Annotated in this window: 21 protein-coding genes; 2 read left to right on the top strand and 19 right to left on the bottom strand. The window is 73.3% G+C overall.

The features are described from left to right. Positions 1–66 precede the first annotated feature (66 nt). The 16 genes from IF43_RS0110485 to IF43_RS0110410 all read right to left on the bottom strand — a co-directional run bounded on the left by IF43_RS0110485 (position 67) and on the right by IF43_RS0110410 (position 19710). Positions 67–1551 carry an aspartate aminotransferase family protein gene (locus tag IF43_RS0110485; protein WP_234332073.1) on the bottom strand — a complete coding sequence of 495 codons (1485 nt, stop codon included), beginning with the start codon at positions 1549–1551 and terminating at the stop codon, positions 67–69. Continuing rightward, entirely contained in the window at positions 1548–3635 is a 2088-nt protein-coding gene (gene dxs, locus IF43_RS0110480; RefSeq protein ID WP_051795057.1) for a 1-deoxy-D-xylulose-5-phosphate synthase, read from the bottom strand. The genes IF43_RS0110485 and dxs overlap by 4 nt, the downstream gene beginning before the upstream one ends. A gap of 188 nt (positions 3636–3823) precedes the next feature. After that, a complete protein-coding gene (hpnH, locus tag IF43_RS0110475) occupies positions 3824–4846 on the bottom strand; it encodes an adenosyl-hopene transferase HpnH (protein WP_030197280.1) in 1023 nt (340 codons plus the stop codon). Between the two features lie 5 nt (positions 4847–4851). Continuing rightward, positions 4852–5571, bottom strand: coding sequence for a hypothetical protein (locus tag IF43_RS0110470; protein WP_030197277.1), 720 nt, complete (start codon positions 5569–5571; stop codon positions 4852–4854). Beyond that, positions 5571–7595, bottom strand: coding sequence for a squalene--hopene cyclase (shc, locus tag IF43_RS0110465; RefSeq protein ID WP_030197276.1), 2025 nt, complete (start codon positions 7593–7595; stop codon positions 5571–5573). The genes IF43_RS0110470 and shc overlap by 1 nt, the downstream gene beginning before the upstream one ends. A gap of 134 nt (positions 7596–7729) precedes the next feature. Then, positions 7730–8866: a polyprenyl synthetase family protein gene (locus IF43_RS0110460; protein WP_107048455.1), complete on the bottom strand. Its 1137-nt coding sequence runs from the start codon at positions 8864–8866 to the stop codon at positions 7730–7732. Beyond that, positions 8863–10317: a hydroxysqualene dehydroxylase HpnE gene (gene hpnE, locus IF43_RS0110455; RefSeq protein ID WP_078910051.1), complete on the bottom strand. Its 1455-nt coding sequence runs from the start codon at positions 10315–10317 to the stop codon at positions 8863–8865. Before hpnE ends, IF43_RS0110460 begins: the two co-directional genes overlap by 4 nt. Positions 10318–10438: 121 nt before the next feature. Then, positions 10439–11398, bottom strand: coding sequence for a presqualene diphosphate synthase HpnD (hpnD, locus tag IF43_RS0110450; protein WP_030197269.1), 960 nt, complete (start codon positions 11396–11398; stop codon positions 10439–10441). Continuing rightward, positions 11395–12321, bottom strand: coding sequence for a squalene synthase HpnC (gene hpnC / locus IF43_RS0110445; RefSeq protein ID WP_030197265.1), 927 nt, complete (start codon positions 12319–12321; stop codon positions 11395–11397). Before hpnC ends, hpnD begins: the two co-directional genes overlap by 4 nt. Before the next feature lie 352 nt (positions 12322–12673). Further along, a complete protein-coding gene (locus tag IF43_RS0110440) occupies positions 12674–13459 on the bottom strand; it encodes an ABC transporter ATP-binding protein (protein ID WP_030197262.1) in 786 nt (261 codons plus the stop codon). Further along, positions 13452–14381: an ABC transporter permease gene (locus IF43_RS0110435; RefSeq protein ID WP_030197259.1), complete on the bottom strand. Its 930-nt coding sequence runs from the start codon at positions 14379–14381 to the stop codon at positions 13452–13454. Before IF43_RS0110435 ends, IF43_RS0110440 begins: the two co-directional genes overlap by 8 nt. A 111-nt stretch (positions 14382–14492) precedes the next feature. Next, the gene (locus tag IF43_RS0110430; RefSeq protein ID WP_030197254.1) at positions 14493–15368 is read right to left on the bottom strand and encodes a glycosyltransferase family 2 protein; all 876 of its coding nucleotides are present in this window, start codon (positions 15366–15368) and stop codon (positions 14493–14495) included. Positions 15369–15376: 8 nt separating this feature from the next. Next, positions 15377–16156 (bottom strand): CDP-alcohol phosphatidyltransferase family protein, encoded by a 780-nt coding sequence (locus IF43_RS0110425; protein WP_078910050.1) that lies wholly within the window; start codon positions 16154–16156, stop codon positions 15377–15379. Next, on the bottom strand, positions 16134–17195 hold the full coding sequence (locus IF43_RS0110420; protein WP_030197247.1) for an iron-containing alcohol dehydrogenase family protein: 1062 nt from the start codon (positions 17193–17195) through the stop codon (positions 16134–16136). Before IF43_RS0110420 ends, IF43_RS0110425 begins: the two co-directional genes overlap by 23 nt. Further along, positions 17183–17935: a sugar phosphate nucleotidyltransferase gene (locus IF43_RS0110415; RefSeq protein ID WP_030197244.1), complete on the bottom strand. Its 753-nt coding sequence runs from the start codon at positions 17933–17935 to the stop codon at positions 17183–17185. The genes IF43_RS0110420 and IF43_RS0110415 overlap by 13 nt, the downstream gene beginning before the upstream one ends. Further along, positions 17932–19710, bottom strand: a complete 1779-nt coding sequence (locus tag IF43_RS0110410) for a DUF5941 domain-containing protein (protein ID WP_030197240.1) — start codon at positions 19708–19710, stop codon at positions 17932–17934. The genes IF43_RS0110415 and IF43_RS0110410 overlap by 4 nt, the downstream gene beginning before the upstream one ends. A 491-nt stretch (positions 19711–20201) precedes the next feature. On the opposite strand from IF43_RS0110410, the gene idi reads away from it, so the two are divergent. Beyond that, the gene (gene idi, locus IF43_RS0110405) at positions 20202–20801 is read left to right on the top strand and encodes an isopentenyl-diphosphate Delta-isomerase (RefSeq protein WP_030197237.1); all 600 of its coding nucleotides are present in this window, start codon (positions 20202–20204) and stop codon (positions 20799–20801) included. 6 nt (positions 20802–20807) lie between these two features. Here the strand turns inward: idi and IF43_RS0110400 are convergent, their stop codons facing one another. Beyond that, positions 20808–21347, bottom strand: a complete 540-nt coding sequence (locus IF43_RS0110400) for an ATP-binding protein (protein ID WP_234332071.1) — start codon at positions 21345–21347, stop codon at positions 20808–20810. A 225-nt stretch (positions 21348–21572) separates the two neighbouring features. Here IF43_RS0110400 and IF43_RS0110395 point away from each other — a divergent pair, with 225 nt between their 5' ends. Next, a complete protein-coding gene (locus tag IF43_RS0110395; protein WP_051795055.1) occupies positions 21573–22370 on the top strand; it encodes an enoyl-CoA hydratase/isomerase family protein in 798 nt (265 codons plus the stop codon). A 136-nt stretch (positions 22371–22506) separates the two neighbouring features. On the opposite strand, the gene IF43_RS0110390 is transcribed toward IF43_RS0110395, so the two are convergent. After that, positions 22507–23142, bottom strand: a complete 636-nt coding sequence (locus tag IF43_RS0110390) for a DJ-1/PfpI family protein (protein WP_030197228.1) — start codon at positions 23140–23142, stop codon at positions 22507–22509. Between the two features lie 140 nt (positions 23143–23282). Further along, positions 23283–24305, bottom strand: coding sequence for a GlxA family transcriptional regulator (locus tag IF43_RS0110385; protein ID WP_051795053.1), 1023 nt, complete (start codon positions 24303–24305; stop codon positions 23283–23285). Between the last annotated feature and the right edge of the window lie 124 nt (positions 24306–24429).

The following is a 24429-nucleotide window of genomic DNA, read 5'->3' as shown; positions in this document are numbered from 1 at the left end:
CCCGCCCGCACGCCGCCTCCCCGCTTCACGCTCCGCCGGCCGCCGCACCCGGGCGGGCCCTCCCCCTCACCGGCCGCCGTTGACCGCCTGCTTCACCAGCGTCCGCCCGAACTCCCACATCAGCCCGCCCCCACCGTGCGCCTCGTCCATCACCGCACGGAAGGCGGTCACGAAGCGGTCCACGTCCGCCTCGTCGATCACCAGCGGCGGGATCAGCTTGATGACCTCCAGGTGGTCGCCCGAGACCTGGGTCAGGATCCGGTGCTTCTGCAGCAGCGGCACCACGACCATCTGCGCGAAGAGCCCCTTGCGCGCCGCCTGGAGCATCGTCCACCGGCTGCGCAGCCCCAGCGACGAGGGCCGCCCGAACTCGATGCCGATCATCAGCCCCCGCCCGCGCACCTCGTGAAGCAGCTCGTACGTGTCGACGAGCGCGGCCAGCCTCCCGCGCAGCAGGTCGCCCGTCGCGCGGGCCCGGGCGACGATCCCCTCGTCCTCCATCACCGACAGCACCGCGAGCCCGGCCGCCATGGCCTGCGCGTTGGAGCCGAAGCTGGCCGAGTGGACGAGGACCCGGTCCATGGACGAGTAGACCTTCTTGAAGATCCAGTCCTTGCCGAGGGTGGCGCCCACCGGGACGTACCCGCCCGACAGGGCCTTGGCCACGCACACCAGGTCCGGCTCGACGCCCGGCTCGTACTGGTAGGCGTAGAAGTCGCCGGTCCGTCCCAGTCCGGTCTGCACCTCGTCGGCGATCAGCAGCGCCTTGTGCCGGTGCAGCAGCTCCTGGGCCCCGCGCAGGTAGCCCGGCGGGGCGGGGTAGACGCCCTTGCCCTGGATCGGCTCGACGATCAGCGCGGCGACGTCGCCGTGCCGCAGCTCGCGCTCCAGCGCGCCGAGGTCGCCCAGCGGCACCGCCGTGTCGGGCAGCAGCGGGGCGAAGCCGTCGCGGAAGCCGCTCTCGCCGTTGACGGAGAGGGAGCCCGTGGTCAGTCCGTGGAAGGCGTGCGAGCAGTACAGGATCCGGGGCCGGCCGGTGGCGTAGCGGGCGAACTTCAGGGCGGTCTCGACCGCCTCGGTGCCGCTGTTGCCGAAGAAGACCCGGTCGAGGTGGGGGCTGTACGACAGCAGCCGCTCGGCCAGCAGGCCGGGCAGCGGCTGGCAGTCGAACCGGGTGAGGTCGGCCAGCGACGCGTCGAGGACGTCGTGCAGGGCCTTGCGCACGACGGGGTGGTGCCGGCCGAGGCCCATCACGCCGAAGCCGGCGAGCATGTCGAGGTGGTCGTTGCCGTCGGCGTCCCAGAAGTGGGCGCCCTCGGCCCGCTCGTAGACCTTGTCGAAGCCGATGGTGTGCAGCATCCGGGGCAGCTGGTGGTTCAGGTACCGGGCGTGCAGCTCGTACCGCTCCGCCCCGCGCTCGGCGAGCAGCCGGCCGAGGTCGAAGCCCTTGCCGGCGCCCGTCGGGCCCGTGCCGGCGCCCGGGCCCGTGCCGGCTCCCGGTCCCGGTCCGGCGGCCTGGCCGTGCGGCGTCCCGGTGGGGTCCTGCGTCATGCGCTCCGCTCCTTGTCGTACGCCGTGCCCGACCTGTTGCCGATGCGTTCCAGTGCCTCCGCGATGCGGCCCGCGACCTCGACGGGGGTCAGCCCGAGGTCGGCCAGCACCTCCCCGCGCCTGGCGTGCGCGAGGAACCGCTCGGGGATGCCGTACACGCGCAGCGGTACGTCGACCTCCGCGTCCCGCAGCAGCCGGTCGGCCGCCCATCCCACGCCCCCGGTGCGGACGCCGTCCTCCACCACCGCGACCATGCGGTGCCGGGCGGCCAGCGGGACGAGGGCCGCGTCGAGCGGCTTGACCCAGCGCGGGTCGACGACGGTGCAGCCGATGCCCCGGGCGGCGAGCAGCTCCGCGGCGCCGAGGCAGACCCGGGCCATCACCCCGGCCGAGACGATCAGCACGTCCTCCCCCGGGCCGCGCTCCCCCAGGGCGGCCTCCCCCGGTCCGCGCTCCCCCAGGGCGGCCCCTCCCGGGCCGCGCTCCCCCGGGGCGGTCCCTCCCGGGCCGCGCTCCCCCGGGGCGGTCCCTCCCGGGTCGCGCTCCCCGAAGGCGCCGCCGACGAGGTCCGCCGGACGGGCGAGCACGTCCAGGCCCCCGGCCCGGTCGACCGCGGTCACGGGCGCGCCGACGGCCTCCTTCGGGAACCGCACCACGGTCGGCGCGTCGGCGACGTCGAGGGCCTCGCGCAGCTGGGCGCGCAGCTGGTCCGCGTCGCGCGGCGCGGCGATCCGCAGCCCGGGTACGACCTGGAGGATCGACATGTCCCACATGCCGTTGTGGGAGGGTCCGTCGGTGCCGGTGACCCCCGCCCGGTCCAGGACGAAGGTCACGCCGCACCTGTGCAGCGCCACGTCCATCAGGACCTGGTCGAAGGCGCGGTTGAGGAACGTGGCGTACACGGCGACGACCGGGTGCAGGCCGCCGGCCGCGAGCCCCGCGGCCGACGTGACCGCGTGCTGCTCGGCGATGCCCACGTCCCAGACGCGGTCCGGGTAGCGGGCGGCGAACTCGGTGAACCCGACCGGGTTCAGCATGGCGGCGGTGACCGCGACCACGTCGGGCCGCTCGGCGCCGATCCGGGCCAGTTCGCTGCCGAAGACCGCGGTCCAGGACGGACCCGGGCGCTCCAGGGGCTCACCGGTGCGCGGGTCGATGACGCCCACGGTGTGGAAGCGGTCGGCCTCGTCGGCCAGGGCCGGCGGGCAGCCGCGTCCCTTCTCGGTGAGGCAGTGCACGAGGACGGGGCCCTGGAAGCGCTTGGCGGTGTGCAGGGCCTCTTCGAGGGCGGCGGTGTCGTGGCCGTCGACGGGGCCGAGGTACTTCAGGCCCAGGTCCTCGAACATGCCCTGCGGGGCGAAGGTGTCCTTGAAGCCCTTCTTGGCTCCGTGGAGGCTGCCGTAGAGGGGCTTGCCCACCACGGGGGTGCGCTCCAGCAGGTCCCGTCCGCGGGCGAGGAACCTCTCGTAGCCCTCGCTGGTGCGCAGGGAGGCGAGGTGGTGGGCGAGGCCGCCGATGGTGGGGCTGTAGGAGCGCTCGTTGTCGTTGACCACGATGACGAGGGGGCGGTCCCGGGCTGCGGCGATGTTGTTGAGGGCCTCCCAGGCCATGCCCCCGGTGAGGGCGCCGTCGCCGACGACGGCGACGACGTGGCCATGGCCGTGGCCGTGGGTGTGGGTGTGGCCGCCGCGCACCTCGCGGGCCTTGGCGAGGCCGTCGGCCCAGCCGAGGGCGGTGGAGGCGTGGGAGTTCTCGATGACGTCGTGCTCGGACTCCTCCCGGGACGGATATCCCGAGAGGCCGCCCTTCCCGCGGAGCTTCGAGAAGTCCTGGCGGCCGGTGACGAGTTTGTGTACGTAACTCTGGTGTCCGGTGTCCCAGAGAATGCGGTCGACGGGTGAGTCGAACACCCGGTGCAGTGCGAGGGTCAGTTCCACCACGCCGAGATTGGGTCCGAGGTGCCCGCCGGTTCTGGAGACGGCCTGGATCAGGAATTCCCGGATCTCCGCCGCGAGTTCGCCGAGGCGTTCCTCGGGAACCGCCTTGAGATCGCGCGGTCCCCGGATCCCTTCGAGAATCGACATGCTGGGTCACCCTGTCCGGTTGGGGGAATCCGGTGCTGAACTGTGCGGGGGCTGGGGCCGAGGCTGGGGCTTGGGCCGGAACGACGACTGGCGCCCGAGCTCCGACCGGGGGGCCGGAACCACGGCGAAGGCCGGTCGAAGACCGGGGCCGCCGGGCCCGGCCGCGGACGGCCGGGGCCGGGCGGCCGTCAGTCGCGGTTGCCCGAGACGGTCTCGCGCATGGCGCGCAGGGACTCCTTCAGGGAGCCCATGGTGGCGAGGACGGCGGTGGGCTCGTAGCCGCAGTGCGCCATGCAGTTGGCGCAGCGGGGGTCCTTGCCGCGGCCGTACTTGTCCCAGTCGGTGTCCTCGATCAGCTCGCGGTACGTGGGGACGTAGCCGTCGCTCATGAGGTAGCAGGGTCGCTGCCAGCCGAAGAGGGAGTAGTTGGGGATCGCCCAGGCGGTGCAGGGGAAGTCGGCCTTGCCCTCGAGGAAGTCGAGGAAGAGCGGCGAGTGGTTGAGCCGCCAGCGGGCGCGGTTGCCGCCGGCGAAGGCCTTCTTGAAGAGCTCGCGCGTCTGCTCCACGCCGAGGAAGTGCTCCTGGTCGGGGGCCTTCTCGTACGCGTAGGCGGGCGAGATCATCATCTCGTCGACCCGGAGGTCGTCGTTGAGGTAGTTGAGCACCTCGATGACGGTCTGGGGCGTGTCGGTGTTGAAGAAGGTCGAGTTGGTGGTGACCCGGAAGCCGCGCCGCTTGGCCTCCTTGATGGCGGCCACCGCCTCGTCGAAGACGCCTTCCTTGGCCACGGACTCGTCGTGGCGCTCGCGGAGCCCGTCGATGTGGACGGCGAACGCGAAGTAGGGCGACGGGGTGAAGTCCTCGATCTTCTTGCGCAGGAGCATCGCGTTCGTGCAGAGGAAGACGTACTTCCGCCGGGCCACGAGCTGGCGGACGATCTCGTGGATCTGCGGGTGCATCAGGGGCTCGCCGCCGGCGATGGAGACCATCGGGGCGCCGGACTCCAGGACGGCGCCCACCGCCTGGGCGACCGGCATCCGCTGCTTGAGCACTCCGGCCGGGTGCTGGATCTTCCCGCAGCCCTCGCACTTCAGGTTGCAGGCGAAGAGCGGCTCCAGCTCCACGATGAGCGGGAACTTCTCGCGCTTGCGGAGCTTCTGTTCGAAGAGATAGGTCCCGACCCTGATGGACTGTCGCAGCGGCATGGCCATCTGGCTCACCTCCTGGGGAGCAGCAAAGAACGGTGCCAGTCGTGAAATGCGGGAAGGACGGCACGAAGGACGCGGAAGGCCGATATTCCACCGCGTACCGTGCCGATTCGGACGAGCTCATGCTCCGGAGCGTCCACGATCACCCGGACGGCCGCAACCGGGCGGGGTCCGCCCGGGTAGGGGGGCCGCGGCGGGCCGGCCGGGGGCGGCCCGGTGCCGGCCCCGGGACCCGGGACGGTGTGGACCGCGGTCCACAGCGTGGCGGCCGACTCCATGTCGACGGCGACGGCCCCGGTCGCGCGCAGCTGCGCCCGCTCGGCACCGCGTACGACGTGGTCGGAGCCGGTCAGGAGGCCGGTGTGGACGGTCCGGCCCGGTACGGCCCGGGCGAGGGCGGCGGTCAGCTCCGCGGTGCCGGCGCAGGCGACGGTGCCCCGCGGGTCGCGGGCCTCCGTGGCGACCACGAGGTCCCCGGGGTCCATGCCGGGCAGCAGCCCGGCGCAGAACCCGGTGGCCACCACGGCCGCCCCGGCCGTCCGGGGTTCGGCGAGGGCCCTGCCCACCGCCCGCTCGGCGGCGCGCGGGCCCATGCCGGTGCGCAGGACGGTCACCGAGCCGTAGGGGGCCGCGCGCCCGCCCGCGCGCAGCGCGAGCCGCTCGATGCCGAGCGCGCAGGCCACGAGCAGGGGTGCCCCCTCCGGGTCCGGGCCGGGGTCGGGTGCCATCACCGCACCTCCGCGGCCGGGGCGAGCGGGTCGCCGCCCAGGTAGCGGCCCAGGGCGGTGAGCGGGAAGACCTGCCGGTAGAGGTGGTAGTTGATCGAGAAGTCCCAGGGGAAGCCGGTCCCGGTGAAGTGCGGCTCGTCCCAGGAGCCGTCCTCGCGCTGGGCGGCGGCCAGCCAGGCGACCCCGCGTGCGACGGCCTTGGACTCGCGCTCCCCCGCCGCCAGCAGCGCGAGCAGCGCCCAGCCGGTCTGGGAGGCGGTGGACTCGCCCCGTCCGGCCCAGGCCGGGTCCCGGTAGGAGCGCTGGTCCTCGCCCCAGCCGCCGTCCTCGTTCTGTACGGACTCCAGCCAGCCGACCGCACGCCGGACGGCCGGGTGCGAGGGGGCGATCCCGGCGGCGGTCAGGGCGGGCACCACCGACCCCGTGCCGTACACGTAGTTGGTGCCCCAGCGGCCGAACCAGGCGCCGCTGGGCTCCTGTTCGGCCAGCAGCCAGTCGACCCCGCGGCGGGTGCGCGGGTGCTGGGCGCGGCCCTCGGCGGCGAGCATCTCCACGACGTGGGCGGTGACGTCGGCCGAAGGCGGGTCGACGACCTCGCCGAAGTCGCAGAACGGCAGCCGGTTGGGGAAGGGGCTGGTGTTGTCGGCGTCGAAGGCGCCCCAGGCGCCGTTCTTCGACTGCATGCCGAGGGTCCAGCTCAGGCCGCGCTTGATCGCGGCCTCGACGCGGGCGGGCTGCGGGTGCTTGATGCGGCGCAGCGCGAGCACGACCTCGGCGGTGTCGTCGATGTCGGGGTAGGTGTCGTTGTGGAACTCGAAGGCCCAGCCGCCGGGGGCGAGGCCGGGGCGGCGCACCGCCCAGTCGCCGGTGCGGTCGATCTCCTCGGCGAGCATCCAGTCGGCGGCCTTGACCAGGGCGGGGTGGTCGGCCGGGAGGCCGGCGTCGACCAGGGCGATGGCGGCCAGGCAGGTGTCCCAGACGGGCGACTGACAGGCCTCGACCATGCGGGCGCCGTCCTCGCGCCAGACGGCGAACCGGTCCAGCGACTCCAGACCGGCCTTCATGACCGGGTGCCCGAGCTGGTAGCCGAGCAGGTGGAGGGCGATCAGGGAGTAGACGGCGGGGGGTTGGATGCCGCCCCAGCAGCCGTCGTTCTCCTGGCGTTCGATGATCCAGCGGGCGGCGTGGTCCATGGCGGCCTTGCGCAGCCGGCGGGGGGCGACCCGGTGGTAGACGTGCAGCACCTTGTCGAGGCGCTGGAAGACGCCTTCCCAGGTGGTGGCGGGGGCGAGCGGCCGGGCCGGGTTGGGGTCGCGGGCGTCGGTGTGGAGCTCGTCGAGGGAGAAGGGCGCGGGGCGTACGGGGCGCTTGGCGGAGACGACGGTCAGCGGCACGATCGTCTGGCGGGCCCAGCAGCCGAAGTCGTAGATGTTCAGCGGCGCCCAGGGGGGCAGGAAGACCAGCTCGGGCGGTACCTGGGGCAGGTCCTCCCAGCGCCACCAGCCGAAGAGGGCGAGCCAGATGCGGGTGAAGACCCGGGCCCCCGCGATGCCCCCGGCGGACCGGATCCAGGCGGAGGCCTTCGCCATGTGGGGGGCGTCGGGGGCGTCCCCGGCCAGCCGGAGGGCCACGTACGCCTCGACGGTGGCGGAGAGGTCGGGAGGCCCGCCGTGGAAGGTGGCCCAGGTGCCGTCCGGGCCCTGTTCACCGCGGATGAACAGGGCGGCGGCCCGGGTGGTCCGCTCGTCGCGGATGCCGAGGAACTGGCGCAGCAGCAGGTCCTCGGCGTCCATGGTGACGTTGGTCTGCAGGTCGCCCTTCCACCACCCGGCCCGGTCCTGCCGGGCGAGCAGGTGGGCGGTGGCGCGCGCCACCGCCGCCCGCGCCGCCTCCTCGGGTGGCCCGGCCGGATCCGGGCCGACGGCCGCCCCGGCGGGCGCGCCGGCGGCCTTCGTCCCGGTCCCACTGCCCGAGTCGGCGCCCGGGGCCCCTGCTCCGGCGCTTCCGTCGGTCGTCGCTGTCATGGCTTCCCCTTCGTGCAGTGTCGCGGTGTGCCTCTGCTGTGCTGGGGTCCGCCGTCGGCCGGCGCCGTCTCCTGACGAGCGGTCAGGTGGGGGCGGCGCCGGTCGGCGACTCGCGATTCAACTCCCGATGGTGATCATCTCTTGCGGACGACGACGAAGTCCGCCAGCGCCACGAGCTGATCGCGGATCTTCTGCGGCATGTCGACCTCGTCCAGGGCCCGGATGGCGACGGCGTGCTGCCGCCGCGCCTCCTCCTCGGTCCAGCGGCGGCCGCCGGCCTCCTCGATGAGGGCGGCGCGGGTGGCGAACTCCTCCTCGGAGAAGGATTCGAACTCGGTGCTCTTGGCATCGGCGGCGAGCAGCTCGCCGAGCCGCTCCGAGGCCGCTCCGCCGGCGGCCAGCGCGGCGACCACGGGCAGGGACTTCTTGCGCTGGCGCAGGTCGGACCAGGTCTGCTTGCCGGTGGCCTCGGGATCGCCCCAGATGCCGAGCAGGTCGTCCACGGCCTGGAAGGCCAGGCCCAGGTGGTAGCCGTACTCCTCCAGCTTGTCGGCGGTGCGGTCGTCGGCCCCGCCGAGCACGGCGCCGATGGAGACGGCGCAGGCCAGCAGCGCGCCCGTCTTGTTGCCCTCCATCTCCAGGCACTCCTCGACGCTGACGCGCTCGCGGTGCTCGTAGGAGATGTCCTGCGCCTGGCCGTCGATGAGCTTGCGGGTGGCGGTGGTCAGGCGGCGGGTGGCGCGGCCGGCCTCGACGGTGCCGAGCTCCAGCAGCAGCTCGTTGGCGAGCGCGAAGAGGGCGTCGCCGACGAGGATCGCCTGCGCCGGACCGTGCACCTTCCAGACGGTGTCGCGGTGGCGGCGCTGCTCGTCGCCGTCCATCAGGTCGTCGTGCAGGAGCGAGAAGTTGTGCACGAGCTCGACGGCGACGGCGCCGGGGATGCCGACCTCCGCCGGTACCCCGGCGGCCTCGGCGGAGAGCAGGGCCAGGGCGGGCCGGACGGCCTTGCCGCTGTCGCCGGCCGCGGGACGGCCCTCGGCGTCGATCCAGCCGAAGTGGTAGGCGGCGACGGTGTCCATGGGCGGCGCGAGCCGGTCCACGGCGGCGCGCAGCACCGGCGTGGACAGCTCGCGGCCGCGCTCGAGGAGCGCGAGCGTGTCCGCGACCTCCGCCGTCCGCGCGCCGGCATCCTCGACAGCCGGGTTCCCCGGGTTCACTGGCTCTCCTCTTGTTCCTGTACGAGACGTACGTGCAGTGCTGATCGTCGTCATGCCGCGCTCCTGCTGGGGGTCCCCCCGACACAGCCCGGGGGAGGATGTTCATGGTGGCGGCCGAGTGCGGCGAGCGCGTGGTGCGCCGCGCCGATTCCGCTGCGGACGGCGCCCTCCATGGTCGCGGGCCAGCCGGTGGCGGTCCACGCGCCGGCCAGGTAGAGGCCGTGGGCGTGGGTACGGGTGCCCGGCCGCAGCCGTCCGACGCCGGGGGCGGGGTCGAAGGTGGCGGTCCGCTCGCGGGTGACGAAGAAGTCGCGGACCTTCGCGCCGCGGGCGGCGGGCAGCAGCCGCTCCAGTTCGGGCAGGTACTTCTCGCGCAGGACGGCGACGGGCTCGTCGATGTCGTCCTGCGCGGCCGACTGGGACAGCGCCAGGTACTGGCCGCCGTCGGTGAGTCCGGAGGCTTCGGTGCGGTCGAAGACCCACTGGACGGGGGTGCCCAGGGCCGCGAAGAACGGCTGCCGGAGCACCTTGCGGTCGTAGACGACGTGGACGTTGAGGATGGGGGCGGTGCCGATGTCGAGGAGGGTGTCGGCGTCGTCGAGGGCGCCCGCCGGGAGCAGGGCGTGGGCCTCGCGCTGCGGTACGGCGAGCACGACGGTGCCCGCGTCGTGGTGGCCGGTGTCGGTGGTGATCCGCCAGGCGCCTTCGGCGGTGCGGGTCAGGGAGGCGGCGCGGGCGCGCAGTTCGGTGCGGACCCCGGCGGCGTCGAGGGCCTTGCGGGCGAGGGTGTCGTGCAGGTCGCCCAGCGGTACCCGGGCCCAGCCGATGTCGGCGGCGCCGGGCTCGGTGAGCAGGGCCGTCTTGAAGACCATGACGGCCAGGGCCAGGGAGGACCGGTCGGCGGTGGCGTTGAGGGTGGCGATGCCGATGAGGTCCCACAGCGCCTCGATGCTGCGCGCGGACTGGCCGTACCGGCCGAGCCAGGTGGCGAAGTCGACGCCGTCGAGGGCCGGGTCGGCGGGGTCGAGGGAGCGCAGGGCGAGCGCGGCGCGGCCGACGGCGGCCCGCTCCTTCAGGCTCAGGTGCGGGTACGCGGCCAGGGACCTGCCCAGGTGCAGGGGTACGGGCAGCGCGGTGCGGCGCAGTCGGCCGAGCCGGGGGCCCTTGGCGTGGGCCACGTCGAGGACGGGCACGTCGAGCCGGTCCTGCAGGGGGGCCAGCGCGGCGCCCTGGATCCGGTCGAGGAACCAGCGGTAGGCGGTGCAGCAGCGCAGGTAGACGTGCTGGCCGTTGTCGACGGTGAGGTCGCCGCGCTTGAAGGAGAAGGCGAGCCCGCCGAGCCGGGGGCGGCCTTCGAGGAGGGTGACCTCCAGTCCCGCGTCGGCGAGTTCGAGGGCGGCGGTGACGCCGGCGAGGCCGCCGCCCACGACGAGGGCGCGCCGGTCGTGGGCGGGATCGCCGGAACCGGCCGGGCCGGTGCCCGCCGCGGCGCCGTGGCCGGTCATGCGCCCTCCCCCGGGTTCGTCAGTCCCGCTCGCGCGGCGTCCGACGCGGGAGACGCCGTGGGGGACGCCCCGGTTGCCCGGTGGCAGCGCGGGGCGACGTGTTCGTGCTGGTGCCGCATCCTCAGGCCCGCCTCCTCGTGCTCTGGCGTGAGATGGTCCGCGCGTCGAGGCCCGACAGTCCGCGCACGGCGACGTACGCCTTCTCGTGCGCGGGCAGCGAGACCCGGCCGCGCAGCACCGCCTCGGGCTCCCGCTCGATGCGGTCGAGCAGGCGGCGGTAGATGCCGGCCATGGCGGCCACGCAGGCGCCGCTGCGCCGGTCGAGCATGGGCAGCAGCCGGTAGCCCTCGGCGAACAGGGCGCGGGCGCGCCGGACTTCGTGGTGGACCAGGCCGGCGAAGTCGGAGCCGGCGGGGGCCCGGCCGGAGCCGAAGCCGTCCTCGCAGCCGAACTTGGCGAGGTCCTCGGCGGGCAGGTAGGTGCGGCCGTTCCCGGCGTCCTCGGACACGTCCCGGAGGATGTTGGTGAGTTGGAGGGCCAGGCCGAGCGTGTCGGCGTACTCGGGGGCGCGTGCGGCCTCGGGCGCGCCGGGGGTGGTGCCGAACACGCCGAGGGAGAGCCGGCCGATGGCACCGGCGACGCACCGGCAGTAGACCTTGAGGTCGTCCCAGGTCTCGTACGTGGCGCCGCGGACGTCCATGAGCACGCCGTCGATGAGCTCGTCGAGCCCGCCCAGCGGGATCGGGAAGCGGCGGGCGGCGTCGGCCAGGGCCACGGCCACCGGGTCGGTGTCGTCCTCGGCCACGTCGCCCCCGCGGATGCGGGCGAGCAGGGCCCGGGTCTCCTCCAGGCGGGTGTGCTTGGCCTCGGGCGCGAGCGTGCCGTCGCCGATGTCGTCGACGCGCCGGGAGAAGGCGTACAGGGCCGACATGGCCTGGCGCTTGTCGGTGGGCAGCAGCCGGATGCCGTAGGCGAAGTTCCGGGCCTGCGTGCCGGTGACGGCCTCGCAGTAGCTGTACGCGGCGACCACCGGTGCCGATGGTGCGGACGTGGACGAAGTGCGCTCCACGGTCGGGCTCACCCCTCTCTCGGCGCAGTGCGCAGGACGGCGCCCACCTCGCGGAGCAGGCGGGGCTTCGCTGCCTTGGGCGGGCTTGACAGCACATCGAACCCCGCCGCGGCGACGGCACCCAGCGCCGCGCGCCCCCCGCCGACGAACCCGGCCAGCAGCAGCCGGAGCCTGCCCCGGACGCTACCCACGAGCGGGGTGCCTTCATTCAGCAGGTCGCGGGCCCGTTCCGCCTCGAACGCGACGAGGGAGCGCACGGACGCGCCGGCGCGCGGCGCGGCGAGGTCGCTCTCCGACACGCGGAACCGCTCCATGTCCTCGGCGGGCAGGTAGATGCGGTCGCGGCCGAGGTCCTCGGCCACGTCCTGGAGGTGTTCGACGATCTGCAGGGCGGTGCAGATGTCGTCGGAGCGGCGGACGCGCTCGGGGGTGCTGGTCCCGGTGAGGGAGAGCACCAGGCGTCCGACGGGGTTGGCGGACAGCTCGCAGTAGGCGAGGAGCTCCTCGTACGTGGCGTAGCGGCTCTTGGTCTGGTCCTGCCGGTTGGCCTCGATGAGGCCGAGGAAGGGCTCGGGGGTGAGGCGGTGCCGGTCGACGACGGGTTGGAGGTCCCGCAGCAGGGGGTGGCGGGGAGTGCCGTCGAAGACGCGCCGCAGGTCGGCCTCGAAGGCGTCGAGGAGGGCGAGGCGGTCGTCGGCGCGCTCGGGGGCGACGCCGAGGAACGCCGCGTCGCGGCCGCCTGGTGCGAGGTCGCCGTCGCCGATGTCGTCGACGAGGCGCGCGTAGCCGTAGACGGCCATCAGGCCCTCGCGCCAGGCGCGGGGCACGAAGAACGGCGCCACGGGGAAGTTCTCGTCGGCGGCTTTGCCGAGGGTGGCGCGCGCGTGGGCGTCGGGGGTACCGAGGGAGCCGCGCGTGGGGGCGTCGGGCCGGATGCCGGACCCGGCGGTCACCGCCCGCCGCCCGCGGCGGGGACGGCTCGCGCGCCTGGGGGCCGGAGAATTCCCGTAGCCATTGCCGTCACATCTCCCGTTCTACACTGCCACCCAATACATCCTATTTCGGACACGCCGCCGGTCCGTCCGGCGAAGGGGGCGCCTCACATGCGGGGAAAGTGCCCCACTTGCGGCGAATCAGCACCGCTACAGCTTACGTTGTACAACGCTTTCCGGCCCGCCCGGGTGTCCGCCCCGTGACCGAATGTCGCGGGAACGGACGTTCCCGCGCGTCGGCCCCCGCCGCGGAATGCGGCAGGGGCCGGGGCGAACGCGGGATTCCGGGATGCCGCTAGCGGCCGGTCTCCTTCTCGTAGGCGGCCACGACCTCCTCGGTGGGGCCGTCCATCAGCAGCTCGCCGCGCTCCAGCCACAGCACGCGCGTGCAGGTGTCGCGGATCGACTTGTTGCTGTGGCTGACCAGGAAGACCGTGCCGGCCTCCTTGCGCAGTTCGCGGATCCGCTCCTCGGAGCGGATCTGGAACTTGCGGTCGCCGGTGGCCAGCGCCTCGTCGATCATCAGGACGTCGTGGTCCTTTGCGGCGGCGATCGAGAAGCGCAGGCGCGCGGCCATGCCGGAGGAATAGGTGCGCATCGGCAGGGAAATGAAATCGCCCTTCTCGTTGATGCCCGAGAAGTCGACGATGCCCTGGTACCGCTGCTTGATCTGCTCGCGGGACATGCCCATGGCCAGGCCGCCGAGCATGACGTTGCGCTCGCCCGTGAGGTCGTTCATCAGGGCCGCGTTCACGCCCAGCAGCGAGGGCTGGCCGTCGGTGTAGACCCTGCCGGACTCGCACGGCAGCAGGCCGGCGATGGCCCGCAGCAGCGTGGACTTGCCGGAGCCGTTGGAGCCGATGAGGCCGATCGCCTCGCCGCGGTAGGCGGTGAAGGAGACGCCGCGCACCGCGTGGACCTTGCGGACGCCGCGGGAGGCCTCGCCCTTCTTGCCGCGCATGATCTTGCTGAGCGCCGCGGTGGCGCTGCCCCTGCCGCCGCCGCCCGTGTTGACGCGGTAGACGATGTGGACGTTGTCCGCGATGACCGTCGGTACGGCCGCCTGGTTGTTCTCAGCCACGGCCGTAACGCTCCTCAGCCTTCCAGAAGTACACGAAGCCGCCGAGGCCGATCAGCACCGCCCAGCCGACGGCGAAGGCCCAGACGTGCGGGGGCAGGTTCGAGGACCCGTAGTCGTCGATCAGCGCGAACCGCACGAGGTCCATGTAGATCGCCGCCGGGTTCCACTGGAGCACGTCGGCGATCCACTGCGGCTTGTCCTCGAGCATCACCGTGATGGAGAACATCACGCCGGAGGCGTACATCCACGTCCGCATGATGAACGGCATCAGCTGCGCGAGGTCGGGCGTCTTGGCGCCCATCCGCGCCATGACCATGGCCAGTCCGGTGTTGAAGACGAACTGCAGGAACAGCACCGGGACCACCAGCAGCCACGACGCCGACGGGTAGTTCCCGAAGGCGATGGCGACCGCGAAGACCACGATCATCGAGTACAGCAACTGCTGGAGCTGCTGGAGCGAGAACGAGATCGGCAGTGAGGCGCGCGGGAAGTGCAGCGCGCGCACCAGGCCGAGGTTGCCGGAGATCGCCCGGACGCCCGCCATCACCGAGGACTGGGTGAACGTGAAGACGAAGATGCCCATCACGAGGAAGGGGATGTAGACGCCCTTCTCCATGCCGCGGCCCGCGTCCAGGATCAGCCCGAAGATCAGGTAGTAGACCAGGGCGTTGAGCAGCGGAGTGGCCACCTGCCAGATCTGGCCCAGCTTCGCCTGGCTGTACTGGGCCACCAGCTTCGCCGAGGAGAACGCCAGGATGAAGTGGCGACGGCCCCACAGCTCGCGGATGTACTGGCCGAGCCCCGGTCGGGCACCGCTGACGGACAGGCCGTACTTGGCGGCGAGTTCCCCCGCACTCAGCCCTGCGTCCGGAGACGGCGGCGTGCTCGTGGCGAGAGCGCCGTCATGGGTTGTGTCACTCACAAGTTGAAACTTTCGTCTTCAAGATGCGCGGCCGGTCGGACGTGGGGCGGATCGGCGGTGCGGTGCCCGCCCGGTCCGGGGAGTACGCCCATGCTCCCAGAACCGAGCTTGTCAGATGACGGGAGGTCGGCCCAGCCGGGTCAGCCGCCACACGGTGCGCCACTTCATGGGGCGGCGCGGGCCGCAGTCGGCGGTCCAGCCCTCGCGGAAGCCGGCGAACCAGGCCTTGAGGGCGTCGGCAGAGGGGCGGCGGACCAGCGTGAGCAGGGTCCACACCCCGAGGTACACCGGCACCAGGAGCGCCGGCAGGTTGCGCCGGGCCAGCCAGACCCGGTTGCGGGCCACGTTGTGGTGGTACGTCGCGTGCCGGGAGGGCGCGGTGGTGGGGTGGTGCAGGACCATGTCGGCCCGGTAGTCGATGCACCAGCCCGCGTCGAGCGCACGCCACGCCAGGTCGGTCTCCTCGTGGGCGTAGAAGAACGCGTCCGGCAGACCACCGACCTGCTGGAAGACCGAGGTACGGACGGCGTTCGCACCGCCGAGGAAGGTGGTGACGCGGGAGGAGCGCATCGGGTCGGAGGCCCGCAGGCGCGGCACGTGCCGACGCTGGGTGACCCCGGTGTCCGGGTCGGCGATGCGGAAGCTGATGATGCCCAGCTCCGGGTCCTCCGCGAAGGCCTGGCGGCACAGCTCCGCGGTGTCGGTGCGGGGCAGCAGCCCGTCGTCGTCCAGGAACAGCAGGACGTCCACGTCGCGGCCGCCGGGGCCGAAGGCCTCGATGCCCGCGTTCCGACCACCCGGGATGCCCAGGTTCTCCGGCAGGTCGACGGTGCGTACGCCCGCGGGGACCTGGCCGGTGACCCGTACGCCCTGACCGACGACGACCACGTCGACCGGGTCGCCCTCCTGGCGGGCGACCGAGTCGATCAGGGCCTTGAGGTCGTCGGGGCGGTTGCCCATGGTGATGATCACCGCGCCGACGCGCAGCCCGGCCGTCACTTCAGCCTGCTGGAGGCGAGGACGGACACCAGGTGCAGCACCGTCTGCAGCATCGCGATGCCGGCCAGGACGGCGACCCCGAGGCGCTCGTAGAACAGGTCGCCGCGGACCTGGTCGAGCACGGCCAGGACCAGGATGAGCAGCGACGCCTCGATGCCGAGGATCAGCCGGTGGAACTTCAGCGCGGCGGCGGCCCGGCGGGCCAGCGCCATGCCGGAGGACCGCGGCTCGGCGGCGGACTCCTTGACCACCGGCATCCCCGCCTGGTGGCGGGCGACGCCGACCAGGTCGGTCTCGGCCTTGATCAGGATGGCGCCGAGGGCGGCGAGGGTGCCCAGGAAGGCCCACAGCCAGTCGATCCGGCCGCCGCCCCACAGGTCGGAGGCGCGCAGGCCGAAGCCGACCAGCACGGCGGCGTCGCACAGGTACGCGCCGACGCGGTCGAGGTACACGCCCGCGAGCGAGTACTGCTTCTTCCAGCGGGCGACCTCGCCGTCGACGCAGTCGAGCAGCAGGTACAGCTGGACCGCGACCACGCCGAGGACGGCGCCCCAGACACCCGGCACCAGCAGGGCCGGGGCCGCGAGCACGCCGCAGAGCGTCATCACGTAGGTCAGCTGGTTCGGCGTGACCTTGGTGGTGACCAGGCGGCGGGTGATGCGCAGGGAGACCTCGCGCATGTACAGGCGGCCGCCCCAGTGCTCTCCGCTGCGCCGGTCCTTCACGCCCGGGGGGTGAACGACGGGGCGGAGCTCAGCTACTGATGGTCTTGGCATAGTCGGCGTATGCGTCCCTGATCTCGGCTGCGGACAGGTTGAGGTGCTCCAGGATCGTGAAGCGTCCCGGGCGGGTCTGGGGGGCGTACTCGACGGCCGCGACGAACTCCTCCACGCTGAAGCCGATCTCCTCGGGCAGCACGGGCAGGCCGTGCTTGCGCAGGACGTCGGCGAAGAGCCCGGACTGCTCGCGGGCCCCGCGCAGGTGCATGGCGAAGGCGGCGCCGATGCCGACCTGCTCGCCGTGGAGCGCGGAGCGCCCGGGGTAGAGCAGGTCGAAGGCGTGGCTGATCTCGTGGCAGGCACCGGACGACGGGCGGCTGTCGCCGCTGATCGACATGGCGATGCCGGAGAGGACCAGGCCCTCGGACAGCACGGTGAGGAACTCGTCGTCGCCGCAGCCGCCGGGGTGGCGCAGCACGGACTCGCCGGCCGTGCGGGCCATCGCGGCCGCGAGGCCGTCGACGGCCTCGCCGGTGACCTCGTGCGACAGCTCCCAGTCGGCGATGGCCGAGATGTTGGAGATGGCGTCGCCGATGCCGGCCCGGATGAACCGGACCGGCGCCTCCCGGATCACGTCGAGGTCGATGACCATCGCGATCGGGGTGGGGACGCCGTAGGAGCCGCGCCCGTTGTCGTTGTCCAGGATGGACACCGGCGAGCAGATCCCGTCGTGGGACAGGTTGGTGGCCACGGCCACCATCGGCAGGCCGACCCGCGCCGCGGCGTACTTCGCCACGTCGATGATCTTGCCGCCGCCCAGACCCACCACCGCGTCGTAGCGGCGGCCTTTTATGTCGTCGGCCAGCTTCACGGCGGAGTCGATGGTGCCGTCGACGACCGGGTACCAGTCGGCGTGCGGCAGCACGGGCTCCAGCTTGGCGCGCAGCGCCTGGCCGGAGCCGCCGCTGATGGCGAAGGCCAGCTTGCCGGAGGCGGAGATCCGCTGGTCGGCCAGCAGGCCGGCCAGGTCGTCCATCGCCCCGCGGCTGATGTCGACGACGACCGGCGACGGGATCAGCCTCGTCAGTACTGGCATGCGATCTTCCGACCCTTGGCGAGGTCGTCGTGGTTGTCGATCTCGACCCACTGGACGTCGCCGATGGGGGCCACGTCGATCGTGAAGCCGCCGTCGACCAGGTGCTGGTACCCGTCCTCGTAGTAGAGGTCGGGGTCGCGCTCGAAGGTGGCCTTCAGCGCGTCGGCGAGGGCCTCGGCGGCCTCGGGCTCGATGAGGGTGACGCCGATGTACTCGCCGGTCGCGGAGGCCGGGTCCATCAGCTTCGTGATCTTCCGGACGCCCTGGCCGTCGGCCGTGATGACCTTCATCTCCTCGTCGGCCAGGTTCTTGACCGTGTCGAGGGCGAGGATGATCTTCTGGCCGTCGCCGCGGGCGGCGAGCAGGGTCTTCTCGACGGAGACCGGGTGGACGGTGTCGCCGTTGGCGAGGATCACGCCCCGCTTGAGGACGTCACGCGCACACCACAGGGAGTAGGCGTTGTTCCACTCCTCGGCCTTGTCGTTGTCGATCAGCGTGATCGACAGGCCGTACTTGGCCTCCAGCGCGGCCTTGCGCTCGTACACGGCCTCCTTGCGGTAGCCGACGACGATCGCGACCTCCGTGAGGCCGACCTCGGCGAAGTTGCCCAGGGTCAGGTCGAGGACCGTGAGGCTCTCCTCCTGGCCCTCGGGACCGACGGGCACGAGGGCCTTGGGGAGGGTGTCGGTGTAGGGACGCAGACGGCGTCCGGCACCGGCAGCGAGGACAAGGCCGATCATGCGGGTTCTCCTTCGTCGTGTACGGCGGGTGCTCCGGCGGAGACCCAGAAGCGGATGCTCTCCGCGAGCACCACGAGTGCCACGAACACGGCCAGGGCCGTGAGCGCGACGGGGAAGTCGGTGCGCGCGAGGACGGTGGCGAGGACCACGGTCAGCAGGACCCGGCCCTCGTGGCCGCCGATCGTCCGCACCAGCCAGTGCGGGGGCGCGCCGGCGTTGCCGCGGATGCGGTACACCGTGTCGTAGTGATGGTAGGCGACCGCCGCCACCAGCCCGAAAGCCGCGGGAAGGGCTCCGTTCACCTCCGCCTTCGCGGCCAGGACGAGGACGGTCCCGTACTCGGCGGCCCGGAAGAGGGGCGGGATCAGCCAGTCGAGGGCGCCCTTGAGGGGGTGGGCGACGGCCTGGCCGGCCGCCACCGCGTAGAGCAGGGCGACGCCGATCAGGGCAGGGGCCCCGTAGGGGAACGCCAGGGCGCAGGCGACGAGCGCGACCGCCGCGGCCGCGGCGACGAACAAGGAGGTCGCGGCGGGCTTGCGGGCCTTGAGCAGGCGGCGCGGGAACTCGGCCAGCGGACCGGAGTCGGTCAGGTCGTACAGCGCCTGGGCGGCCCGGTCGGTCCGCGTCGCCTTGCGGGTCAGGGAGCGCAGCACGCGGCCGGCGGTGGTGTAGAGGGCGCCGAAGGCGCAGCCGGCCAGCAGGGCGTAGAAGGTGATGCGCGGCGTGGTGGTCGCGGTGAGGACCGCGATCAGGGCCCAGCGCTCGCCGATCGGCAGGACGATCATGCGGCGGGCCCAGACGGTCCAGCCGACGCTGTCGAGCCGGTCGGAGAGGGCCGCGGTGGGGCTGGTGTTGGCCGTCGCGTCGTGGTTGGCCTCGTTGAACGCGAAGTCGACCACGTGCCGGCAGGTCATGAGGATCATGGCGCCCAGCGCCAGTCCCCACACGTCGTCCCCGTTGCGGGCGGCGCCGAGCGCGAGGCCGGCGTAGAAGGCGTACTCCTTGGCCCGGTCGAAGGTGGCGTCGAGCCAGGCGCCGAGGGTGGAGTACTGCAGGGAGTAGCGGGCCAGCTGGCCGTCGGTGCAGTCGAGCACGAAGGAGACCAGCAGCAGAACGCCGGCCGTGACGTAGCCCCAGCGCTGGCCGGTGGCCGCGCAGCCGGCCGCCACGAGGGCGGTGAGCAGCGAGGCGGTGGTGACCTGGTTGGGGGTCAGTCCGCGGTCGGAGCACCAGCGCGCGATGTAGCGCGAGTACGGGCTGATGAAGAAGGTGGTGAAGAACCCGTCGCGGGACTTCACGGCCGAGCGCAGCCGCACGGCCTCCTCGTCCACCTCCGCGACGGCCGCGGCGGCCGCCTCGTGCTGGACGCGGGTCTCGGGAACGGCGGCGACCAGCGTGCCCAGCTCGGGGTTGTGGACGGCCGTGCCGTCCGTCTCGATGGCGCAGGCCAGCTCGTCGGGGAGGCTGTGCGCGGGGGCGGTGGCGCGGGCCAGGGCCCGGTCCAGGCCGGGCCGGGCGGCCGGCTGGACGCCGAGCGCGCCGGGGACGGCGGCGGCGTCGAAGCGCGGGTCGGTCAGCGCCAGGCGCAGGGCGTGCCGGTGGCCGGTGAAGCGGGCGTCGACCACGGCGACCCGCTCACCCGCGGGGACGGCGGCCAGCAGGGCCCCGACCTCGTGGGGGACGGCCGCGATCCGTACGTCGAAGCCGAGGGCGCGCAGGTCGCCCTCGAGCGGCGATCCGGATACCGGCGGGCCGGTGAGGATGGCGGTCGACAGACGAACTCACTCCTTGGGACGGGCGCCCCAGGGGGCGGGCTGCACGTCGGCAGAGGCTATCGGATGACGGGAAGCGGGCGTTCACCGCCCGTTTACGGTCCGATCAGCAGATGATCGCGGGCGAATGCGCCCAGCGGCCCTGCCCGGCGTGATCATCATGGTCGATGGGCCGTCCTGGCGACAAACCGCGGGGGAAGGGGGGCGGTGTTAGCCTCCCCACAATCCGGAGGTGGAGGCTCCGGTGCGTGGTCGCGGGGTGACGGTGGGGGGTGCCGGGGGCGCACGGGCCGGATCGCGGGCCCCTCGCGCACGCGTCCGCGGCGTCAAGGCCGTGCGTGCGGGCTCACCTGTCCGGGTGGTTTCGCCCGGACCGTCCCCGTCGGGATTCCCTTACACGATCAAGGCGTACCAACCGCACGGATCGCCGAAAGCCGGGACAAGCCGTTCTTGTACGGCAGACTGAGGGCCGTAGACCGAAGCGAAGGATGGTTATGCCGATCACCCCAGCCACCGCCGCCGCGAACGGCGCGTCCCACGGCACCGGCGCCGCCCCGATCATGCTCGAACTGGTCGACGAGTCGGGCAACACCATCGGCACCGCGGAGAAGCTCTCCGCCCACCAGGCGCCGGGGCAGCTGCACCGGGCGTTCTCCGTGTTCCTCTTCGACGAGGCCGGCCGGCTGCTCCTCCAGCAGCGGGCGCTGGGCAAGTACCACTCCCCCGGCGTCTGGTCGAACACGTGCTGCGGGCACCCGTACCCCGGCGAGTCCCCGTTCGCCGCGGCCGCCCGGCGCACGTACGAGGAGCTCGGGCTGTCGCCGTCGCTGATGGCCGAGGCGGGGACCGTCCGCTACAACCACCCGGACCCGGACTCGGGCCTGGTCGAGCAGGAGTACAACCACCTGTTCGTGGGGCTGGCGCAGGCGGAGCTGCGGCCGGACCCGGAGGAGATCGCCGACACCGCCTTCGTGACGGCGGAGGAGCTGGCCGGGCGGCACGCGAAGGACACCTTCTCGGCCTGGTTCATGACCGTGCTGGATGCGGCGCGGCCGGCGATCCGCGAGCTGACCGGGGAGTCGGCCGGCTGGTGAGCCGCGTCAGCCGGCGGTGAGCGGCAGGGCCGCCCAGATGACCTTGCCGCCGCCCGCGGTGTGCTCCACGTCGCAGACGCCGCCGGCCAGCGCCGTCATCTCGCGCACCAGCAGGAGCCCGCGCCCGTTGGTCTGGCCGAAGTCGGCCTCCAGCGCCTTGGGGCGGTAGGGGTGGTTGTCCTCGACGGCCACCCGCACCCACTCCGGACCGATCGCCACCTCCACGGCCACCTCGGGCGAGAGCAGGCGGGCGTGCCGGACCGAGTTCGTCACCAGTTCGGACACGATCAGCAGGAGCGAGTAGACGAGGTCCTGGCGGTCCGTCCCGGGTACGTGCGCCAGCTGGCGCGCCAGCAGGTCGCGGACCGCGTGGCGGGCCTGCGGAACGGATTCTTCAGTCGCGGGTGCACTGAAGCGCCACACACCGTCGTAGCGGGGCTGCAGCGGGATGCGCGGCGGGTACGCGGGGGCCTGGCGGCCCGGGGGCTCTGTCGAGGGCGATGCGTCCATGTCCCGGCCCCCGTCTTCACGCTCGATCGTCTCCACGGTCCAAGGGTGGGGAAGGAAAGGGGCCGGCCCGGGACGCTGACCAGAAGTCAGCGCCAAACGGACACTTTTTGACCGCTGGCTTATGACAGCGTCAGTTGTGCGACCGGTCCTGATCTTCCCCGTGGGGCGTCGCGCGAGGGGTCAGCTCCCGTTCCCGCCCTGGTCCCCGGCCATGGCGACCCCCGGACCACAAGACCGGTGCCCCGGGATAGCATCCGGCGCATGGAGCGCCAGGAGGCACAGCAACGTGCGGGGGACGCCGCGGCGGGCGGGCTGCGGCTCACCGTCGCCGAGGGGGTGGCCACCGTCGTCATCGACCGCCCGGCCAAGCGCAACGCCATGACGGCCGCGATGTGGCGACAGCTGCCCGCACTCCTCGCCGACGCCGCCGCGGACCCCGCGGTCCGCGCCCTCGTCCTGACCGGCGCGGGCACCACCTTCTGCGCCGGCGCGGACATCTCCTCGCTGCGCGGTGCCGCGCCCGGCACGGCCGACCTCGACGCGCAGACCCTGGCGGTACGGGCCGAGGAGGCACTGGCCGCCTTCCCGAAGCCGACCCTCGCCGCCGTACGCGGTTACTGCGTGGGCGGCGGCTGCCAACTGGCCGCCGCGTGCGACCTGCGGTTCGCGGAGGAGGGCGCCTCGTTCGGCATCACCCCGGCCAAGCTGGGGATCGTGTACCCGGCCGAGACCACCCGACGGCTGGTCGCCCTGGTGGGCCCCGCCGCGGCCAAGTACCTCCTCTTCTCGGGCGAGCTGATCGACACCGAGCGCGCACTGCGCACCGGACTCGTGGACGAGGTGCTGCCGGCCGGCCGGCTCGGCAAGCGGGTGGCGGAGTTCACGCGCGTCCTGGCCTCCCGCTCCCAGCTGACCCAGGCCGCCGCGAAGGAGTACGCCGACGGCCGTACCGGCCGCGAGGAGCACTGGGCGGAGCAGGCACGCGGCAGCGGCGACACCGCGGAGGGCGTCGCCGCCTTCCTGGAGCGCCGCCCCCCGCGGTTCACCTGGACCGTCTGACCCCCGTACGGACGGCCTCGCAACGAGCGCCGGGGGGACCCGCACGCCACGGGGCGGCCCGGGAAGCCACCCGCCCCGACACGGTGCGGCCTCGCAGCACCATCCCGCCCTCACCCCTCAGCGGCCGCCACCACGGTCATTGGAGGATGAACCGGCTCTTGGCCCGCCACTCCTCCACCAGGTCCGCCGGTGCCTTCTCCGGCGAGCCCGCGTCGTAGGGCGGCTGCGGGTCGTACTCGGTGAGCAGCTGCACGGCCTGGGCGGCGCGGTCCCCCGCGATCCGCCCGAGGAGCGTCAGGCCCATGTCGATACCGGACGAGACGCCGGCGGCGGTGACGTACTTGCCGTCGGTCACCACCCGCTCCCCCGTCGGCGCGGCCCCGTACGTCCGGAGCGTCTCCAGCGCGAGCCAGTGCGAGGTGGCTCGGCGGCCCTCCAGCAGCCCGGCCGCGGCCAGCAGCAGCGAGCCCGTGCACACGGAGGTGGTCCAGGTGCTGGTGGCGTCCGCGGAGCGCAGCCAGTCGAGCAGGACGGGGTTGTCCATCTGCGCGGTCTGGCCCGGGCCGCCCGGCACGATGACGATGTCCGGGGCGGGCACCTCGGCGAGGGTGCGCTCGGCGACGAGCGCCAGCGATCCCGAGTCGTTGCGGACCGGTCCGGTCCGTTCGGCGACGAAGACGGTCTCGGCGCCGGGCAGGCGGCCCAGGGTGTCGTACGGGCCGACGGCGTCGAGGGCGGTGAAGCGGTCGTACAGCACGATGGCGATCTGCACGGGGTCTCCTTCTACTGGACGTTCACGGGTATGGACAGGGGCCGGGACAGGACGGACCGCAGGTTGAACAAGCACCGGACAAGCACCGGACAAGCACCCCAGCCCGGACAGGCCCGCACCGACGGACCCCTCCGGCCGGCTCAGGCGCGGACGCCCAGGGCAGCACGTGCTCCCGCCGCCGCGGCCGGCCCCGCGCTTGCCCCCGCCTCCGCCCCCGGGCCGAACCTCCGCCGGTACTCGACCGGCGACTGCCCGAGGGTCTTGACGAAGGCGCGGCGCAGGGCTTCGGGCGTCCCGTACCCGCAGGCGCGGGAGATCTGGGCGACCCCGTCGGCACTGTCCTCCAGCAGGCGACGGGCGTGTTCCACACGCACCCGCTCCACGTACCGGCCGGGCGTGACGCCGGTCTCGGCCTGGAAGGCGCGGGCGAAGTGGCGGGGGGAGAGCCGGGCGCGGGCGGCGAGGGCCTCCACGGTCAGGTCGGCGTCCGGGTGTTCGCTGATCCACTGCTGCACCTCGCGCAGCGGCTCGCGTTGCGCGGTCTGGGCGGCCAACTGGGCGCTGAACTGGGCCTGGTTGCCGGGTCTGCGCAGGTAGACGACCAGGTGTCGGGCGATCAGCTGGGCCGTGTCGCGGCCCAGGTCCTCCTCGACCAGCGCGAGGGCGAGGTCGATGCCGGCGGTGACGCCGGCCGAGGTGGCGAGGTTGCCGTCGCGCACGTAGATCGGGTCGGGGTCCACCTCGACGGCGGGGTACGCACGGGCGAGTTGCTCGCACACCACCCAGTGCGAGGTGACGCGGCGGCCGTCCAGCAGCCCGGCCTCGGCCAGCAGCAGGGCGCCGGTGCACACCGAGACCAGGCGGCCGGCGCGCGGACCGCGGTCACGGAGCCAGTCGGTGAGGCGGGGGTCGATCCGGCGGGAGCCCTCGCCGCCGGGGACGATCAGGACGTCCGGGTCGGGCTCGTCGGCCAGCCGGCCGTCCGGGACGAGGGTCAGCCCGCTCGACGTCCGTACGGGCGCTCCGTCGAGCGAGGCCGTGCGGATCGCGTACCCGTCGCCGGGGTGCGCCTGCTCGGCCCCGGCGAAGACCTCGACGGGCCCGGTGACGTCCAGGCTCTGTACGGCGTCGTAGAGGACGACCAGCACGGTTCGCTGCGGCATGCCCCCATCGTCCCCACCCCCGCGGATGGCCGCAATGACGGCCTTCCCACCTTTCCTGCCACACCCCCGCTCCCGATGCCCCCCGCGCCAACCCCCGGCCCCGCACCCCCCGCACCCCATGCAC

It is taken from the genome of Streptomyces sp. NRRL S-87, from assembly GCF_000719335.1.
GTDB lineage: Bacteria > Actinomycetota > Actinomycetes > Streptomycetales > Streptomycetaceae > Streptomyces.
Note: the sequence above shows the minus strand (reverse complement) of the source record. Positions and strands in the feature narration are given on the sequence as shown.

Excerpts from the sequence above, each read along its gene's own strand:
- IF43_RS0110485 (WP_234332073.1), bottom strand. The coding sequence starts at position 1,551 with ATGACGCAGGACCCCACCGGGACGCCGCACGGCCAGGCCGCCGGACCG.
- dxs (WP_051795057.1), bottom strand. The coding sequence starts at position 3,635 with ATGTCGATTCTCGAAGGGATCCGGGGACCGCGCGATCTCAAGGCGGTT.
- hpnH (WP_030197280.1), bottom strand. The coding sequence starts at position 4,846 with ATGGCCATGCCGCTGCGACAGTCCATCAGGGTCGGGACCTATCTCTTC.
- IF43_RS0110470 (WP_030197277.1), bottom strand. The coding sequence starts at position 5,571 with ATGGCACCCGACCCCGGCCCGGACCCGGAGGGGGCACCCCTGCTCGTG.
- shc (WP_030197276.1), bottom strand. The coding sequence starts at position 7,595 with ATGACAGCGACGACCGACGGAAGCGCCGGAGCAGGGGCCCCGGGCGCC.
- IF43_RS0110460 (WP_107048455.1), bottom strand. The coding sequence starts at position 8,866 with ATGACGACGATCAGCACTGCACGTACGTCTCGTACAGGAACAAGAGGA.
- hpnE (WP_078910051.1), bottom strand. The coding sequence starts at position 10,317 with ATGACCGGCCACGGCGCCGCGGCGGGCACCGGCCCGGCCGGTTCCGGC.
- IF43_RS0110425 (WP_078910050.1), bottom strand. The coding sequence starts at position 16,156 with ATGCCAAGACCATCAGTAGCTGAGCTCCGCCCCGTCGTTCACCCCCCG.
- IF43_RS0110420 (WP_030197247.1), bottom strand. The coding sequence starts at position 17,195 with ATGCCAGTACTGACGAGGCTGATCCCGTCGCCGGTCGTCGTCGACATC.
- IF43_RS0110415 (WP_030197244.1), bottom strand. The coding sequence starts at position 17,935 with ATGATCGGCCTTGTCCTCGCTGCCGGTGCCGGACGCCGTCTGCGTCCC.
- idi (WP_030197237.1), top strand. The coding sequence starts at position 20,202 with ATGCCGATCACCCCAGCCACCGCCGCCGCGAACGGCGCGTCCCACGGC.
- IF43_RS0110395 (WP_051795055.1), top strand. The coding sequence starts at position 21,573 with ATGGAGCGCCAGGAGGCACAGCAACGTGCGGGGGACGCCGCGGCGGGC.
- IF43_RS0110385 (WP_051795053.1), bottom strand. The coding sequence starts at position 24,305 with ATGCCGCAGCGAACCGTGCTGGTCGTCCTCTACGACGCCGTACAGAGC.